Source organism: Commensalibacter melissae (assembly GCF_009734185.1).
Taxonomy (GTDB): Bacteria; Pseudomonadota; Alphaproteobacteria; order Acetobacterales; family Acetobacteraceae; genus Commensalibacter; species Commensalibacter melissae.
Map to the genome: position 1 here is coordinate 522,650 of NZ_CP046393.1, position 17,655 is coordinate 540,304.

The following is a 17,655-nucleotide window of genomic DNA, read 5'->3' on the forward strand; positions in this document are numbered from 1 at the left end:
ATTTATATAGAAAGAAAATATGCATAGGGAAAAGAGAAGCGGTTCTTTATCAACTTTAGAATTGAGAAGAGATAAATTTGTTGAATTACGTTCAGGTAGCCTAGGAGTCAGGTTGGCCGAGACAGAATCGGAAAAGGATGCAGCCCGAGCTTTACGTTATCGAGTGTTTTATGAAGAGATGGGAGCGATTCCTAACGAGAGTATTCGTAATCTTAAAAGAGATTTTGATGAATATGATGACTTTTCAGATTATTTACTGGTAATTGACTATAATAAAATATCTGATCATGAGCGGGTCGTGGGAACCTATCGATTAATTCGAAAGGAAAATGCCGACAAGGCGGGTGGTTTTTACAGTCGTGCAGAATATGATCTTTCCGTATTACAGGAATATCCTGGCAATCTTTTGGAGGTCGGTCGCTCTTGTGTCCATCCGCAATATCGTAATCGATCCGCAATGCAGTTATTGTGGGAGGGAATTGCTGCCTATATTTTTTATTATCGAATAGATATCTTATTTGGTTGTGCAAGTTTCCCGGGAACAGACCCCGATCAATATGCCGAAATCTTAACCTATCTTTATCAAACTCAATTGGCACCCCCAGCTTTGTTAGTCAAGGCTTTGCCAGAGCGTCGTGTGGAAATGTTGCGTGTCGATCCGCATCATTTGGATCATTTTCGTTGCCGATTGGAACTTCCTCCTTTAATTAAGGGTTATTTAAGACTGGGAGGATATGTTGGGGATGGTGCTGTTATCGATCAGCAATTTAATACCACGGATGTTGCAATAATTCTTAAAACTGAACTCATTGCAGATAAATACTATCGTCATTATGAACGTCGTTTGAGAGACGCATTGGAATTTTGAATTATTCATGAAGTTTGAAAATTTATAAACTATTTTATAAAGTTATTTCATACATTAAGAAAATGGATTTTCATTTGGATAAATGGCATGACTTAAAAGGATGGCAAGGGGCATTATATCTCACAGGTTTGGGAGGAATATCTGCCTTGGCTTTTCCACCCACCTATTTTATATTTATTTTATTTTTGTCATTTCCGTTACTTCTGCATTCAATTGATCATTCCAAAAATTGGAAATGTGCCCTGATGAAAGGGTACTGGTTTGGTTTTGGTTTGCATACAATCGGATTATCGTGGCTTGTAAATGCTATACTGATACGGGCACAGGACTTTTGGTGGCTTGTTCCAATTGTATCTCCATTATGTGCGATATTACTTGCATTATGGACGGGTTTGCCTACGCTTTTCTATTATTGGATAAAACCTTCAAAAAAATTAAAAATTTTTGTTTTCGCTGGTTTATGGACCGTTTGTGATATGTCCAGAGCGGTGATGTTGCCGCCTAATTGGTGGAATCCTGTTTTGACAGGTTTCCCATGGAATCCTTTGGCCAGTACCTGGGAGATCCCTGGCAGGATAGGGGATATTTTTATCCAGACCGCTTCCCTTATTGGAGTGGATGGATTGACATTGATAACGGTTATTCTCGTCTTGCTTCCATTATATGGAAAAAAAGGATGGATGATTATCGCTGGAACTATTTGTGGTTTGGCTTTATTTGGTTCTTACCGTTTGGTAGAAAAACCGCCTATTACAGATAATAATACACCCATTGTTGCCTTAATTCAGGGAAATATAGCTGAAGATGACAAGATAGCGAATACAGATCCTCGCCGAATTTTCCAGAAATACATGCAACTTACCTCGGATGCGGTTGTTCAGGCGGTAACCTTGCGTCAAGAATTGGGGCAGTTTGAAAGACCTATCATTTATGCCTGGCCTGAAAGCTCTTTTCCGGGAAGTATTCAATATGATGACGCAGCCAGAAAAGTTATGATGCAAAATAATCCAGATGCCTCTTTCGGTATTATAGGGGCCATCACCCAGCAAGAACCAAATATTCTTTACAATAGTTTGGTAGTTTTAAGGCAACCGGATGGAGCGATTGATCATGTATATAATAAAGTGAAATTGGTACCTTTTGGTGAATCCCAACCTTGGTATATTCCATTTCATGTTGTACCTGGACAGGTTTTAACACCAGGTGAGGGAAATGTCACATTGAATTTATCAAGAGTAAGTTCTTTTGCACCATTAATATGTTATGAAGTTATTTTTTCGGGACAGATTCTTGATTATAAAAATAGACCAAAATGGATATTGAATTTAACAAATGATGCGTGGTATGGAAATTCTGCCGGTCCTAGACAACATCTTGCTGCGGCGAGATTGCGTGCCGTGGAGGAAGGAATTCCAGTTGTGCGTGTAGCAAATACGGGAATATCAGCAGTTTATGATTCTTATGGAAGAAAAATAAGCCAGATTGACTGGGGCGTCAAAGGAGTAAGGGCGGTTGCGTTACCAGGAGCTTTGTCTTTTACGTTGTTTTCGTTGGGACATCGTTTTATTCCTTTTTGTTTGTCACTTATTTGTATTTTTACAGGAGTAGCAGGCAAATTCCTCTCGAGGGGGAAATAATTAACTAAAGGGCTAAAGAACAAGGTTGTATGGATGGAGAATATTCGTTTAAAGTTGAATTGGTTTAAATTCAACGTTTTTTTACCAAATATACAATCTTTTAAATGGTTATACGCTCCTAAAAAAGAAGCCATTTTTTTCTCATTGCGAACAATCATTGCCTCTTTTCTTGCTTTGGCAATTTCCTTATGGATGGAAATGGATAGCCCCAAATGGGCTGTTATGACAGTATGGATTATTTCTCAAACCTCTCGGGGAGAGACGATAACCAAATCAAAATGGCGTATTGTGGGAACCATAGTCGGAGTTGTTGTTTCGGTTTTGATTGTTGCCGCATTCCCTCAGCAACCATTTTTATTTGAAATATGTCTGGCTTGCTGGATAGGGGGCTGCTGTTTTTTTGCAAGCCTAATCCGTAGCTCCAGTTCCTATAGCGTTGTCTTGGCAGGATATACCTGTACAATTATCGCTTTTACAGCAAGTTCTGATCCTGAAAATGTGTTTATGCTGGCAATGTCCAGGGGCACTTATATTATTTTAGCTGTATTGTGTCAGGATTTAGTTGAACGTATTTTTGCTTATAATCAGGAGAAACAGGCTCGATCTAATATTGAGAAGAATATTTTAATGGCCATAACAGGAGCCCTTAATGTTATCAAGGATGTTTTTAATGGTGATTATCAGGCTGTCTACCGGGTAAGGGAAACCTTTTCTGCTATTGCTGCAACAAGAAATACCCTAGAATTCAGAAAAGCTGAAATGACTGGTAACGATCATATGATTGACCATGTTCATGCCACTTTGTTTTCTGTAGTCATTGTTTTGACTAGATTAATGAATCTAGTGCTTTACATGCGGGAATTCAAAGAGGCAGGAAATGATTTCCATAGTATTTTTTCGCAAGTTCATACTTATGTTCAATCTCTGATTCAATTTATAAATAAGAATATGGATTTTAGAGCGCATATGCAAAAGCTTGCCGATCTTCGTTGGGAATGTCGACAGATTATTGCCAATCATATTTTTCATGATACGGCTTTAAATTATTCAGATCGTGAATCTATTGAAAAACAGTCTTTTCTACATCAAAGAATTTTATATCGGGCTTTAAGTGAATTATTGGGCGAGTTGGAAGTGGTTTTAAGGGAATACAGAATGGTTCACAATCCTCCCCTGCATGACCGTTTTACATTTAGAATGCCTCCACTGCTTAATTTCAGATTGGCCTGGTCGAATGGATTGCGTGTTTTTTTGGTGGTGATTTTGTGTTGTCTGATTTGGGAAGTTACTGCCTGGCCTAATTTTACAAATGCTCTCGGATTTTCCTGTATGATTTGTGGTCGCCTATGCCTTTTTGAAAATAGTTATAAATTTTCATTGGATTTTCTAAAAGGCACAGTTTTGGCCATGATTGTCAGTGGTATTATGAATGTTACCTTAATTGCGTCAGCAAATACGATTGAGTTGCTCTGTATCGCTTTTTTCATTCCAGCTTTTATCGGGGGATTGGCGATTTATAATTTGCCAACCCGTGGTATAGGGATGAGTTTCACAATCTTTTTATCATTGATGCTGGTTGTTGATAATCAGGATAAAATGAACGAACTGACTTTTTTCAATACGGCTTTTGCCACTGTGGCAGTGGCAGCGATTGCTATTTTTTCATTCCGATATATCGCACCATATTCACCAATTCAGGTGCGAAAATCAATTCGTCAAAGAATGATAAAAGATATTCATACCCTGCCAGTATTATTGACCATTCCTCCGGCAAGAAAATGGCTTGCGGTAACGACGGACTGGTTTGTTTCATTGATGAGGCAGTTTGACCCCGCTAAGGAGCTAACACTGATTAGACGGTATAATCAAGGTGCATTGGCGGTAATGGTTATCGGGATTAATATTATTGAAATGAGAAAAATGATCATTCATGACATTTTACCTGAGGATGTCAAAAATCAATTGCGTGTTGTTATTAGAAGAATAAGTCATTTTAAAGGAGGACATCATGTCAGGACTGTCTTGATCATTAAAAGTGCTATTCGACGTTTACAGTACAGGGAAAGTCATGAAAAGAACCTTGCACAAAGACTTGAAATCGGTACGGCAATTGCATGTTTAATACCAATACATTATGCATTGGAAAAAAATCTTACATTTTTCAATTTATCATACAGTGATAATTAATGTGCCCCTGTTATGATTAATAATTTTAATTATTGAATAGAATAAATAAAATTATTTGAATGGTATAATTTATGTTTATTGTTTCCAATCTTTTATTTTTAATGATTATTACCGTAATTTTACTGTTTTACAGTTATGTTGTCGGATATCCATTTGCCAGAAAAGTAAATAAATATGGATCTTTTGAATTATCTTTCCCTTTAGGTATCGCTATTTTGGGAATAACTGCATTATGGATCAATAATTTATTTAATATTGGAACATTTCAGGCCGCTATAATATTTTTATTTCCTCTGGGTCTGACGTTTTGGATCAATAAACCGAGTATTGAGTGTTATAAAAAAGGTTTTTCTGACAAACCGATTATTATTTTACCTCTGATTTTGTCATTTATAGCAGTATCAGGTGTTTTTATCAAAATAAATGGATCTGATGTTGGGATTTCTACACCCTTATTTGACCATATTAAAATAGCCTTGGTTAATTCAATTGTTAGGGATGGCTTTCCTATAATAAATCCTTTCTGTATTGATCCATCTGCAGGGGAATTGTTTCATTATTATTATCTTTTTTATTTATTGTCAGCAAATATTGTTGTATTTTTCCATTGTTCAGGTTTAAATGCCGATATTATTCTTGCTTTTATTTCTGCATTTATTTCTATATTTACTTGTTTCTATTTATTAAGTAAATTATTTTCGAAATCTATTAATAAAAAAAAAGGCCAATACTTATTTTGTTTTTTTTTATTTTCTGGTTCGATTGTTTCTTTTGTCGATTTATTGACTGGTTATAAACTTTTTAAAATTCTATCAAATGTTCATCCCCTAGAATCATGGATTGTTCAAGCCGCTTGGGTGCCACAACATCTTTTGGCTGCATCATGTTCAGTTTTGGCCTTATTTTTGATTGGCGCAAGAAATTTAAATAATAAAATAATTTTATTTTCAATTATTATTTTGGTTGGTGCCGGATTCAGCTTTTCGGTATGGGTTGGGGGGCTTACGTTTGCGGTAGTATCATTAATGATTTTTGTTGAACAAATAGTTGGGAAAAAAAATAAAAAAAATGTGTTAATTAACTGGTTATGGCTGGTTCTTGGATCTTTTATAATCATTTTACCGATTATGTATAATGTCATTACCGTCCCTGTAAGGGAATCCGGTTTTCCAATACGTATATTTATTTATAATTCATCAGTTTATAAACAGTTTATAGATTTTATTTTCTTTTTCACTGGGGCAGTGATTTTATGGTTTCCGGTAATAATAATTGGATTATATTGTTTGATATTTGAGATTTTATTAAAAAGAATAAAGATTGATCCATCTTTTAGGGTAATATTATTTATCTGTTTAGCGTCAATTTTTGTTTCTTTATTCATTCACAGTAGTATATATAATGACGATTTGGGTTGGCGTGCAATTTTATTATTTGTTTTGACAGGAACAACGATTGTCACTTTTTATGTCAATGAATATTGTTCCAGTTTCAAAAAAGTAATTTTTATATTTATTGCTCTAATTGGTATTATTGAACCATTAAATTTCAGTAAAATGTTGATATTCGGTGCGGATTATTATAGACCCAGACCAAGTTTAAAAGAATTAAACAAAATAACTCACCAAACCCATAAACAGGACAGATTACTAATTAATATTCATCAAAACGAGACTTTTGAACCATGGGGGGGCAATCTATTGCCACCTGTAATGGTTAACAGAAAATTTTGTTTTCAAAATATTAGCTATGTCAAAACTTTTGGGCCTAACTGGGGTGACAAGGTTGAATTGATGGATCATGCGATCAGACAGTTTTATAACGGTAAGGCCAATGATAAGGATCTGGCCTTGATTAAACAGTTTCAGTGTAATGCAATAATTGTTACACGTTATGATCCGGTTTGGAGCTATATGCCTTATACAGATTTAACCAGTGTTTATTCTGATAAAAATTTGAGAATTTATAATTTTAATCGGTGAGGGAATATTTTTAAAGTTAAATCATGATGTTTTTTTCCTATTATAACAAAGTCAAGTAAATGTTATCATGGCGTTTATGAATATTTAATTGATGCTATTTGTTCTGATCTCTGATATATCCCTTTTCTAAAGCTGTATATTGAAGATCAGGCATTCAGATGCGTCTTAGCGATTTTACATTACCGTCATTTAGCTGGTTATTTGCCCCACAAAAAACAGCCTTGATATTTGCGCTTAGAACCATCATTGCCTCTTATATTGTATTGGTCATTGCTTTATGGATGGAATTGGATAGTCCGCGTTGGGCAATTATGGCCGTATGGATTGTAGCCCAGAATTCATCCCGTGGGGAAATCCTTTCCAAAGCTTATTGGATTATTACCGGAAATGTCATTGGTATTATCATGGCATTGGTTATTGCGGGCTGTTTTCCACAACAGCCTTTTATTTTTGAAATTTCAGTTGCCATTTGGGTGTCATTTTGTTGCTGGATTGGCAGTTGCACAAGAAATTTCAGGGCTCTGGGTATGGTGATGGCAGGATATAGTTGTGCCATTGTTTTATATGGTGCCGTTGATAATTTAAATAATGTTTTCATGCTCGCAATGGCACGGGGAAGTTATTTTATTTTGGGTATACTCGCAGAAAATTTTACCGCTCGCCTATTTGATCTCAATTTGCATCATCAGGCCCATAGAAAATTGACAGAGGATTTACAATTGTCAATTGAAGAGGCTGTTAAATCCGTTATTAATATGATGAATGGAGATGATTGGGCGGTTCAACGATCAGATCAATTTTTGGCATCCGTTATTTCATTAAATAATAATATTGAGTTTCGTGAAAAGGAGATGCAGGGTACAGGTCATACAGGGGATCATGCCAGGGCTGTATTATCTTCAGTTTTGAGTTTGATTATCAAAGCTTCGGGTTTATCCATTTTAATGAAACAGACAGAAGGGAAAAATTTACAATTTTCAAGTATTTTACCCCTTACACAAATCTATTTGCAGGAACTGCTAAATCATCTTAAGTCGGGTGTTTCCATTGATGCATCCTTAAAAGCTTTGAATTCACTAAGATGGGAATGCCGACAACGTATTGCTGATAGTTTTTACCGTGTATTAAAAGAAAAAAAAATTTCGGATGATGAATATGCAGAAAAAACTTTAAATGATCGTATATTATATCAAGGTTTACGTGAAATTTTGGCAGAATTAGAAGTTACTCTGAAAGAATTTGCTAAAAGTCGAGATATGACCTTGAAAGACCACTTTCGTTTTATTGTCAAAAATAGTTATGATTTCAAAAGGGCTTGGAGAAATGCGATCAGGGCTTTTGTGGCAATAACATTTGGTTGTATTGCCTGGGAAATTACTGGTTGGAGCTACGGTCCGCTTTTTCTTGCATTTTTATGTATGGGATGTGCACGGTTCTGTATATTTGAGAATGCTTCGCTTGCCTGTAAGGGTTGGTTCAAGGGGGCGTGTTGGGCTATATTTGGTGGATTTATTTATAATTTTCTTTTCTTGCCTATTATTACGAATATAGAGGTTCTCTATTTTGTGCTTTTGATTCCGTTCATGATCGGGGGATTAGCAATGGCGGTGCCAAAATATGCTGCGATCGCTTCGGCATGCATGTTTTTTTTCTGTTATATGATTGGATTTACTAATGTTGGTAGAATGGATGAAGTAACCTTTTTTAATGATTCAATGGCCATTTTCATGAGTGGATTATTCGCCTTTACCGCATATCGGTTGGTTTTTCCTTACCAACCTCGTAAATTGAGGTTTCAGTTAAGACAGAAATTGCTTCATGGTATGCATCATTTGGCGAATGCTATTGTTGTTCCATTACCTAGAGAGTGGATTAGTTATGTAATTGAAGCTTTTGTCGTGTTAATGCGTCAGCTTGATGAGGACCGAAATACGACACTGGTGCAAACCTATCGTCATGGAACGATGGCCGTGACATTGATTGGTGTCAATATCATTCGGTTGAGAGCGATGGCTGCCCATGACATCATGACGGAAGATATTAAAAATATTCTAAAAGTTGTTTTAAGACGTATTGCGAAATTTGATGGCCGTCATGCCAAATATGGTCCACATGCAAGAACTGTTGTGATTGCCCATCGTGCCATTTCTAGGTTTCGGGAAAGGGAAAGTCATGAAAAAAATCTGGCAATCCGTATAGAAATCAGTGCCGCTATTTCTTCCCTAATAATTATTTCATATGCCTTGGATAAAAACGGATCTTTCTTACGGTTGTAGCTATTGAACATTATCAAATTGCCAGTAATCCCTTTTCATTTTTCAAAAAAAAGAATAGTTTGGAAACTGTCATCATATTTATGTGATTAAAAAATAAAAAGGTTTTTGTGAGTAGGTGATCGGATCCGCCAATGTGCCGTGGTATAAAAAATATTCATGGTCCAGAAAAAATTTCTTAGAAAATTACCGTTGGATTTATGCCCCAGGCTGGTCAGCATTTATTTTTGCCCTTAGAACTACCATTGCTTCTTTTTTGGCATTGGCAATCGCTTTGTGGCTGGAATTGGATAGTCCAAAATGGGCTCCCATGACAGTTTGGGTTTGTGCAAGGAACACATCACGTGGGGAAACGATATCAAAGGCATATTGGCGTGGTGTTGGAACCGTTTTTGGAGCTATTGCCGCTGTTGTTTTTGTTGCGGTTTTTCCTCAACAGCCATGGTTATTTAACATTACAGTTGCCTCTTTTGTTGCCCTTTGTGTTTGGTGTGGAACATGCATGCAGAGTTTCAAGGCGTATGCCATGGTTTTATCAGGTTATACCTGTGCGATAATTGCCTTTAGTTCCATAAACGATCCACATGGAACATTTATGATGGCAATGGCCAGAACCACTTATATTCTTCTCGGGGTTTGGTGTGATAGTTTCGTGGGTCGTTTTTTTGATGTTAATATCGATAAAAATGCTCGAATCCAATTAAACAATAATCTTAAATTTGCAATCTGTGAAACGATTCAGTCTGTTGTCAATATGCTGTCAAAAGATGAAAAGATGGTTTTGCATTCACAGGAATTGCTGACTTCGGTTATAAGTTTTGATAATTCAATTGAATTCAGGCAGATTGAAATGAATGGTAATGATCATACAGGGGATCATGCACATGCGGCTTTATTTTCAGTGACAGCTGTTTTGGCGCGAAGTATGGGTCTATCCATACGAATGCAGCATTTCAAGAATGTAACAGCTGATTTTGCTAGTATCATTCCCAATGTTCAGGAATGTTTAAAAAGAATTTTAGATTCCATTGAAAATGATCATGATTTTAATTTGGACCAATCTTATTTGAATAAACTGAGATGGGAATGTCGACAGCATATTACAGATAGTTTTTACAAGAAAATTGATACTGAAACTCCCGATAAGGGGGCAAAACAGAGGGAAATTGTTTTTAACGACCGTATTCTTTTTCGTAAGTTAAGTGAATTACTGGGTGAGATAGAAGTTACTTTAGAGGAATATCATAAAAGCAGTCATCCTATTAAAAATGATCATTTTAAGTTTTATGTTTCTGCACCTTTAAATTTTGATCTGGCTTGGAAAAATGGTTTGCGAACTTTTGTCGCAATGATATCTGCCAGTTTGATGTGGTATATGACAGGCTGGAATATGGGGGGAACCATGGTCTCCCTGACTGGAATGGGATGTGCACGTTTCTGTTTGTTTGAAAATCCTGCACAAGTTACTTTTGGATGGTTTAAAGGTACATTTTGGGCATTATTGGCAGGAAGTATTTTGACGCTTTATCTCATTCCACCGTTGGGAAATTTCGAATCTCTTTGTATGGCACTTTTTATTCCTACAATGTTGGGTGGATTGGGAATTGCCAATTTGAAAACGCTTCCTGTATCCGCTTCCTATGCCGCATATTTACCCTATATGTTGCAGCTGGATAACCAGGTCAGGTTGAATGAATCAACATTTTTCAATAATTCCCTAGCTTTGCTAATGGGGATATTTTTCGCGATTGCTTCTTTCCGGATAATATATCCCTATAGTCCTCTTAAAACCCGTTTGCATTTACGGCAAATGCTATTGAAAAAAATGCATGCACTCGCTTCTGTATCTTTTTATAAAAGAAGTCCCCGGATATGGCTTTTTCAAACAGCCGCTTTGTTGGTTAATATGGTTCGACAGTTGAGTGGTGAGTCCAATATAAAATTGATTCATGCATATAGCCAGGGTACTGTGGCAGTGATGATGATCGGATTGAATATACTTCGTTTGCACTCCATGATCGATCATGATGTTGTGACTGAAGATATAAAGATCTTATTGAGAATTGTTTTAAGACGTATCTCCAAATATAGCGGTAAATATGGTCGGACAGTCGCGGTTTGTCATGCGGTTGTAAAAAGATTGAGAGAGCGTGAAAAAAATGAAAAAAATCTCGCCCTTCGTATGGAGATTATTGCCGCCGTATCTTGTTTGACTGTCATTGCTGATTCCTTAGATAAAAACAAGGCTTTTCTGGATGTAACTCATCCTTTCCTGCTAAAAGAGGATAGTGTCATATAAAAGACTTGTAATTAATTAAAAAATTGATAAAAATCATTTTGTTATAAATCACCGGGGTGTCCGTTAGGGGCTGAGAATAAACCCGTAGAACCTGATCTGGGTCATGCCAGCGAAGGGAGGAACTTAATGCGATCAATTTTATTTGCTTTTGTACGTTATCTTTTACTGTTAATCCCTATTTTGGGGAGGCTTCCCTCTATTCAGGCAAAAGATATTCATATTACTCAATCTCAACCAGAAACTCATTCGATAACGAGACAGGAAATGCAGTCTGATCCTGGTGAGCAGATTATAGTCAAGGGAACTTTCCGTGGTTATCCTTCTGCCAATGGATATATTGGTAAGCAAGCTGGTGGGGGATTGATTAGACCAGAAGATTCCGTTCGATCCCTTAGTACCGTTTCTTCGGATTTTATTCATAAACAGGCACCCACGTCCAATGTTTACAATCTTATAAGTCTATTGCCAGGTGCAAATGTGTCGGGATCGGATCCTTTCGGACTTGCCACACAAACGGACATGACGGTAAGGGGAATGACTTCTGATTCTATAGGATATGTTCTAGAGGGAATGCCCTTAAATGATGTGTCCGATGGCGGTGGCTATTTGAATCAGTTTGTTGATATGGAAAATCTTGAATCGGTAGGTTTAAGTCAGGGAAGCCCCGATCTTGACAGTCCTGTTTTTAATGCTGCCGGTGGCATTGTCAACATCAAGTTTCGTGAACCATCTGATCATCTGGGTGGAATGACCCAGTTTTCATATGGTTCTTATCATACGGGTAAGATTTTTGCCCGTATGGATACTGGAAAAATTGGCAAAACGGGTATTAAGGGTTTTATTTCCTATTCTTATACGGATGGGGACAATTGGCGTGGAGCCGGATATGATCATCGTCAACATGTTGATTTTAAATTTACCAAAGAATGGGGGAGTGACAATCGGGTTTCATTGCTTGGTAACTGGAACCGCTCTTTGATGAGCAGCTATTATACGCCCACTAAGCATGAATGGAAAATGAACGGAATAAAAAACGGTAATAATTATTCAGGCACATGGTATCATAATGGAGTAGACAATAGTAATTACTGGAAATTATATCAGCAAACCTTTCAGCAAATTTATCTTGCAACTCCGGGACAATTCACGCTGACAGATAAATTGCAATTTACAGTAACTCCCTATTTTCAATATGGTTATGGAAATACGCCATATGGAGCTATGCTTTCCGATCATGGATTATGGCAGGGTAAGCTTCCTGTGGAAGGGAGCATTTCCATTCCAGGGGCTGTTGACGGTCAGGGAATGGTTATGGGAGATTGGTTCCAGCGAACTTATCGTTCAGGTTTTACTCCAGAATTACATTTAAGATTAAAACATCATCATTTATACTTGGGATATTGGTATGATTATTCAGACAACTTGATAAATGAACCTTTTACGCCAGTATCAGAAAATGGCAAACCATGGGACTTGTGGGGGGGGAAAGGCAAGACGATCCGTTTACCAGACGGTCAACCACTTTATGCAAGGGATACAAGTATAATTACGCAAGTAAATGCGGTATTTATCGGGGATCGCATGAATTTTCTTCATAACAAACTGCATATTGATGTGGGATTTAAGCAAGTTATGCTATCACAGGCTGGATATAATCGTATTCCAGGACCTCAATATCGTACCGGTAACAATGTTGCCAAACCATTGCCCAGAATTGGCATGGTTTATCAATTCACAAAAGAACACCAGCTTTTTGTCAGCGCAAGTACAAATTTTTCTGTTCCCCATCAATCAACGTTGTTTGATACCTATGATCCAAATTCTGGAACATTGACAAAGAAGGGGACAAATCATTTGAAAACAGAATATTCTATCGAGGAAGAGATTGGCTATCGCTATAATGGTCCACGACTGGTTGGTTCCGTTACATTTTTTAACTATAATTATACCAATCGCATGATCAAAACAGTTTTACGACAAAACAATGCATGGATAGGATCTTCAATTAATGCGGGTGGACAGACCTCACGTGGAATAGATGCTGAATTAGGGTTGAAACCCTGGCATCATTTTAGCCCCTATATATCAGGGGAGTATTTAAATGCAACCATGGATAATGATTTTAAAACACGTGGAGATTATTTGCTTACCAAAGGAAAAAAAGCGGTAAGAAGTCCATCCTGGCAGTTTGCAGTAGGGCTTACCTATGATGATGGACATTTTTTTGCCAATGGAAATATGAAAATGGTAGGCAAGCAATATGCCACCTTCATGAATGATGAAGCAATGGGTTCTTATGCAACTGGCAATCTTGCACTTGGATACCGTTTTGATTCTATTTCTTTTGCAAAATATCCAGAAATCAGGCTTAATTTTATAAATATAACTGATCAAAAACATCTGTCAGGAATAGGTACTCCAACATCAAATGCTCATAATACGGTTGGAAAAAATGGGACTGTAATCAAGGGTTCATCACCTTATTATAACATTGGTGGAGGATTTGCCACAATGTTAACGCTAACGTCCGCTTTATGAAAGTCAGGATGATGATGAGAATTTCAAGAATATTTATCTTTTTTGCGATTTTGTGTTCCATTTCCCAGGTAAAGGCAGAGGATAAAGTCACCGTAATTTTGGACTGGTTTCTCAATGCAAGTCATGAATCTTTGCTGGCTGCTCAATATAGTGGAGCTTTCAAACGTTACAATCTCCAGGTTGAGATGATCTCACCCGCTGATCCTGGTACACCACCAAGATTGGTTGCTGCGGGACAGGCAGATATTGCGATCTCCTATCCTATTCAATTGGGCATGATGATTGACCATCATATTCCGTTAATACGAATTGGATCTCTTTTAAATCAGCCCTTAAATACATTGATTACCTCGCGGAATATCAAGAACTTACAAGATTTAAAAGGAAAAAAAATCGGTGTTTCCGTTGCCGGGGATGATCATACGATTTTGAAAACAATGTTGGAAAAGACAAACGTTCAGTTATCCGATATACAGATCATCAACGTTAATTTTCAACTAGAACAGGCATTAATGACTGGGGCAGTTGACGCAGTTATCGGTGCATCACGGAACTATGAAGTGATTGATCTTGAACAGAAGCATTATCAATTCAATATTTATAATCCAGAAGATTATGGTGTTCCAATTTATGATGAAATGATTTTTGTAACTCGTCCTGAACTTGTAAAAGATTCACGAATTATCCGTTTCATGCAGGCCTTAAAAGAGGGGAATGTATATTTGAAAAGCCATTCTCTAGAAGTGTTTAACAAGACAATTAAAGATCATCCTGAATTGAATACGCCCTTAAATAAAACCGCTTGGAATGTGACCCTAAATTTATTACCGACAGATCCAGTTATCTATGATAAAGCAAAATATCAACAATTTCTTGATTTTTTGTGGAATAAAAAGGTTATCAAGCATCCTGTACAAATTTCATCATTTACAGCTTATTGATAAATGGTAATAACCTTAATAATTTTTTAAATATATTGAAAGTAACATGGAAGTCAAATAATATCAAAATTATAATAAAATTTATTTAAGTTCGAAATTTTAGAAAGATTATTATGCAGGGTCAATTACTAAATTATATAGTGCAAGATAATAAAGGCTATATTGTTGGAGATAATGGTCAACGTTACCAATTTTCTGGAAATGAATGAAAAGAAAATCGTATTCCAACCAAAGGGGAGCGTCTAGATTTTGAGGTTGATGCCTCAGGACAAGCTAAATCAGTTTTCTTTGCTCTTGATAGTCAGAATGGTTCAAGTCATGAACAAAATAGTGATCAATTCGATCCAAACATGCATGAATTATATCAAACAGAGTCAACTTATAATATGTTTCAATGGTTCTGGAAATGCTTAAGAAATCTTTTTAATTTTTCTGGAAGGGCAAGAAGAAAAGAATATTGGTTTTATATGTTGATTTTGTTTTTATTAACTATTTTTATTAATGTTTTTGTACTTCTGGTTGTTGGTTTTATGGTTGGAAATCTTGATGACTATACAATGAGCATATTGACAAATATTACAAGTTCATTACTAGTCATTGTTTTTATAATTCCCTCATTCGCAGTAACCGTTCGACGTATGCATGATATAAATCATTCGGGTTGGTGGCTTCTAATAAGTTTTGTTCCCATTATTGGTTCAATATTATTTCTAATATGGATGTTGAAAAATACCAAATTTGAAAGAAACAAATGGGGATCACCTGCTAAATCCAGATAGATGATAATTTTTATGAAATTCGTATAATCATTAAATTTGGTATAGAATTTAAAATTCATATACTATTACGGTTAAAATCCGTAATAGTATAATTTAAAAAATCATATAGTTTTTAAAATAATTTTGCATAAAAATGATTTTAAACCAGAGGCAGATAACTTCACATTGTTGCACTTCAGAAAATAAAGGCTCTTTATGTAGAAGACAATGATCAATGTTATCAATTTCTGGGAAAAAATGGTAAGAAAATTATCATCCAGCCAAAAGGGGAATGTCTTGATATTGGTTGTTGGCGCTTTGGAACAAGCATATTTTTTTCTTGTTCCTGTTGAAAAATTCTAATAAATTTTGTGAATTATTAAGGTAGAAATAACCAAAAAAATTCGGTATCACATTTCATTTCAGGATTTATTGTTAATCTTTATTTTGTAAATATATTTTTTTAAGATTTTCATAAAAATTTTTAGGCGGTTTTGTGTTGAGAAATCTTGCTGTAATTATTCATCACTTACATGATATTAATTGTTCAGGCTAATGGTTATTGATGTATCCGATTGATAAATGTTTTATTATTATTATTTGACATGCAATGAATACATAATACCGGATTTATCAATGGGAATCTCCTGTCTAAATTTTCAACAATTAAGATATATCTTGAATTAGGGATCATATTAGAAGGCAGTGATAAAACTGCCTTAGGAATTTTGATTAATGAGTTAAACTATGATGATAGGATAATTTTGCCATAGCACAGGAAACAAGACGACTATCCAAACTGCTGGCACGACTGGTTAAAATGATTGGGGCCTTCGCACCTAGTACTATTCCAGCACTGTCTGCCTGTCCAATGAATGATAGAGATTTGAAAAAAATGTTTCCTGCCTCTAGATTGGGAACAACCAGAATTTGGGCCTTTCCAGTTACGGGTGTATCAAGACCTTTCATTGCCGCTGCCTCAGGGCTGATGGCATTATCTAATGCAAGAGGTCCATCAAGAATACCATTAACAATTTGTTTTCGATCTGCCATTTTGCACAAGGCTGCGGCTTCAAGAGTAGAACTAATATCTGGATTTACCATTTCTACGGCTGAAAGAATTGCAACCTTGGGAACGCCATATCCTAAAGCATGATGCAGATCTATGGCATTTTGAATAATATGCATTTTAGTGACAAGATCCGGGGCAATATTAATGGCGGCATCTGTAATCATGTAAGGGGTATTCCAATTGGGACCATCCATTAGGAAAACATGGGTAATGCGTTTACCTGTTCTTAAACCGGTCTCTTTATTGATTACAGCTTTCAAGAGAATGTCCGTATGCAGACTGCCTTTCATCAATAAATGCGCTTTTTGTTCGCGAATTAATTTTACACTATGTGTGGCGGCCTCAAATTCTGAAGATGCCTCAATAATTTGATGGTTTTTCAGATCCAATCTATATTGTTCGGCGATAAGCTTGATTTGTTTTTTGGGACCAACAAAAATTGGGGTGAGTAAACCAAGTTTAAAGGCTTCAAGTCCTGATTCGATAGCGGTTGCTTCGCATGGATAACATACAGCACAATAAGGTGGGGATTTAACCTTTGCTTTTTCAATAATTTTTTGATGATGGTTATACATGGATCAATTTTTTCCTTTCTTTTTTATTTGTATGTGCCCCCCCAATCGTGACAGTGCGTTTTGCAGGGGACCAGACGGTAGTATTGGAATTTCTACAGGTTCCACCAAAGATGAATGATTTATAGATTTTGTCAAAGGGTAAGTGTTGTATCGTTGGTAAACAAATTTTAAACGAGCCACAATTTTCTGGCCAAAATAAAGATTGATTTTTTCAATAAGACGTTCAGAAAAATATTGAAGTTCGGTTGCTGTTGTATTAGAACATGCAATTGTTAACGTCCCGTTGGCTAGATGACGTGGAGATGTTCTATTGCCGTATATAGGGCCGATAATATCGACCCAATTAATGCTGATCTGGCTGTGGGCAAGGGATTTTTGGCGAAAAGCCTGTTTCGTAAGGCTATGAACAGTACCGCCAATTTGACTCATTGTAAAGGTGCGCCTGTCAGGATGTCGAGAATTCTGTTCTTTTGAAGTTTGTGATAAATTGCGTTTTTTTTGGTTTTGTTTGGGAATATTTGTCAT

The 17,655-nt window shown here is 36.3% G+C and carries 11 protein-coding genes and 1 riboswitch; of the genes, 9 read left to right on the plus strand and 2 right to left on the minus strand.

The genetic code is table 11. The features are described from left to right. Positions 1 to 19 precede the first annotated feature (19 nt). From GN303_RS02385 to GN303_RS02425, 9 genes are all read left to right on the plus strand, one after another. On the plus strand, positions 20 to 868 hold the full coding sequence (locus GN303_RS02385; RefSeq protein ID WP_110438650.1) for a GNAT family N-acetyltransferase: 849 nt from the start codon (positions 20 to 22) through the stop codon (positions 866 to 868). 62 nt (positions 869 to 930) lie between these two features. Then, entirely contained in the window at positions 931 to 2,505 is a 1,575-nt protein-coding gene (lnt, locus tag GN303_RS02390) for an apolipoprotein N-acyltransferase (RefSeq protein WP_110438651.1), read from the plus strand. A 33-nt stretch (positions 2,506 to 2,538) separates the two neighbouring features. Further along, positions 2,539 to 4,692, plus strand: a complete 2,154-nt coding sequence (locus GN303_RS02395; protein ID WP_110438652.1) for an FUSC family protein — start codon at positions 2,539 to 2,541, stop codon at positions 4,690 to 4,692. Between the two features lie 71 nt (positions 4,693 to 4,763). Next, on the plus strand, positions 4,764 to 6,674 hold the full coding sequence (locus GN303_RS02400; protein ID WP_110438653.1) for a hypothetical protein: 1,911 nt from the start codon (positions 4,764 to 4,766) through the stop codon (positions 6,672 to 6,674). Between the two features lie 158 nt (positions 6,675 to 6,832). Then, positions 6,833 to 8,950 (plus strand): FUSC family protein, encoded by a 2,118-nt coding sequence (locus GN303_RS02405; protein WP_110438654.1) that lies wholly within the window; start codon positions 6,833 to 6,835, stop codon positions 8,948 to 8,950. Positions 8,951 to 9,065: 115 nt separating this feature from the next. Then, entirely contained in the window at positions 9,066 to 11,246 is a 2,181-nt protein-coding gene (locus tag GN303_RS02410) for an FUSC family protein (protein ID WP_110438655.1), read from the plus strand. A 42-nt stretch (positions 11,247 to 11,288) separates the two neighbouring features. Continuing rightward, positions 11,289 to 11,381: riboswitch (TPP riboswitch) on the plus strand. Beyond that, positions 11,373 to 13,784, plus strand: a complete 2,412-nt coding sequence (locus tag GN303_RS02415; protein WP_110438656.1) for a TonB-dependent receptor — start codon at positions 11,373 to 11,375, stop codon at positions 13,782 to 13,784. It overlaps the preceding riboswitch by 9 nt. 8 nt (positions 13,785 to 13,792) lie before the next feature. Then, positions 13,793 to 14,725, plus strand: coding sequence for an ABC transporter substrate-binding protein (locus GN303_RS02420; RefSeq protein ID WP_231504055.1), 933 nt, complete (start codon positions 13,793 to 13,795; stop codon positions 14,723 to 14,725). A 467-nt stretch (positions 14,726 to 15,192) separates the two neighbouring features. Next, positions 15,193 to 15,504: a DUF805 domain-containing protein gene (locus GN303_RS02425; protein WP_231504056.1), complete on the plus strand. Its 312-nt coding sequence runs from the start codon at positions 15,193 to 15,195 to the stop codon at positions 15,502 to 15,504. A gap of 711 nt (positions 15,505 to 16,215) precedes the next feature. Here the strand turns inward: GN303_RS02425 and GN303_RS02430 are convergent. Both GN303_RS02430 and GN303_RS02435 read right to left on the minus strand, forming a co-directional pair. After that, entirely contained in the window at positions 16,216 to 17,130 is a 915-nt protein-coding gene (locus tag GN303_RS02430; RefSeq protein ID WP_110438658.1) for a bifunctional enoyl-CoA hydratase/phosphate acetyltransferase, read from the minus strand. A 3-nt stretch (positions 17,131 to 17,133) separates the two neighbouring features. Next, positions 17,134 to 17,655 carry a DUF721 domain-containing protein gene (locus tag GN303_RS02435; protein WP_110438659.1) on the minus strand — a complete coding sequence of 174 codons (522 nt, stop codon included), beginning with the start codon at positions 17,653 to 17,655 and terminating at the stop codon, positions 17,134 to 17,136.

Coding starts and splice junctions, on each gene's coding strand:
- GN303_RS02385 (WP_110438650.1), top strand. CDS start 20: ATGCATAGGGAAAAGAGAAGCGGTTCTTTATCAACTTTAGAATTGAGA.
- lnt (WP_110438651.1), top strand. CDS start 931: ATGGATTTTCATTTGGATAAATGGCATGACTTAAAAGGATGGCAAGGG.
- GN303_RS02395 (WP_110438652.1), top strand. CDS start 2,539: ATGGAGAATATTCGTTTAAAGTTGAATTGGTTTAAATTCAACGTTTTT.
- GN303_RS02400 (WP_110438653.1), top strand. CDS start 4,764: ATGTTTATTGTTTCCAATCTTTTATTTTTAATGATTATTACCGTAATT.
- GN303_RS02405 (WP_110438654.1), top strand. CDS start 6,833: ATGCGTCTTAGCGATTTTACATTACCGTCATTTAGCTGGTTATTTGCC.
- GN303_RS02415 (WP_110438656.1), top strand. CDS start 11,373: ATGCGATCAATTTTATTTGCTTTTGTACGTTATCTTTTACTGTTAATC.
- GN303_RS02420 (WP_231504055.1), top strand. CDS start 13,793: ATGATGATGAGAATTTCAAGAATATTTATCTTTTTTGCGATTTTGTGT.
- GN303_RS02425 (WP_231504056.1), top strand. CDS start 15,193: ATGTTGATTTTGTTTTTATTAACTATTTTTATTAATGTTTTTGTACTT.
- GN303_RS02430 (WP_110438658.1), bottom strand. CDS start 17,130: ATGTATAACCATCATCAAAAAATTATTGAAAAAGCAAAGGTTAAATCC.
- GN303_RS02435 (WP_110438659.1), bottom strand. CDS start 17,655: ATGACAAATATTCCCAAACAAAACCAAAAAAAACGCAATTTATCACAA.